This window comes from Pseudorhodobacter sp. E13, assembly GCF_003991405.1.
In the GTDB taxonomy this organism is placed as follows: Bacteria; Pseudomonadota; Alphaproteobacteria; order Rhodobacterales; family Rhodobacteraceae; genus Pseudorhodobacter.
The window spans coordinates 1-626 of sequence record NZ_RPEN01000088.1 but is presented as its reverse complement, the minus strand read 5'-3'; the positions used below and the strand labels follow the sequence as shown (position 1 = coordinate 626).

The following is a 626-nucleotide window of genomic DNA, read 5'->3' as shown; positions in this document are numbered from 1 at the left end:
CACGAGGGCTTCCTTTATCTCGCAGTTGTCATCGATCTGTTTTCCCGGCGCGTTGTTGGCCCCCTCTCGCGGTTTGCATGCAAAACGCTGCCGGGCAACGGGTCCATGCAAGGCCGCACATATACCGATCTGCCGCTGCAAGCCCTGCTCCCTCTCGTTGATTGCAGGGCAATCAACTGCCGGGCAACGGATGGCCGTTTGGCGGCGCAAGCCAAAGACCAAGGTCTATGTGCACTCCGATCAGGGGTCACAGTTCACCAGCTATGAGTGGCAGGAGTTCCTCGAACAGCACAATCTGACGCAAAGCATGAGCCCCCTCTCGGCAGATTTGCCTTGCAAATCGCCTGCCGGGCAATGGTCGCGGGAACTGTTGGGATAATGCAGTGGCAGAAAGCTTCTTCAACCTGCTCAAACGCGAACGCATCCGACGCAGAAAGTATAAAATGCGCGCTGAAGCCCGTCAGGACGTGTTCGCCTTACGGCGATTGCGGGCAATCGCCTACTGGCCAGCGGACTACATCGAGTTTTTCTACAACCCACAGCGCAAACACGTTAAGAACGGCATGCTGTCACCGATTGACTTCGAACAGCAGCAAAAACTGAAGCTGCAAGGTGTCTAGGAAACT

Annotated in this window: 1 pseudogene; it reads left to right on the top strand. The window is 55.9% G+C overall.

The window, feature by feature from the left end:
* Positions 1–620, top strand: a pseudogene (locus EGN72_RS00220) (DDE-type integrase/transposase/recombinase); the annotation flags it as partial.
* Between the last annotated feature and the right edge of the window lie 6 nt (positions 621–626).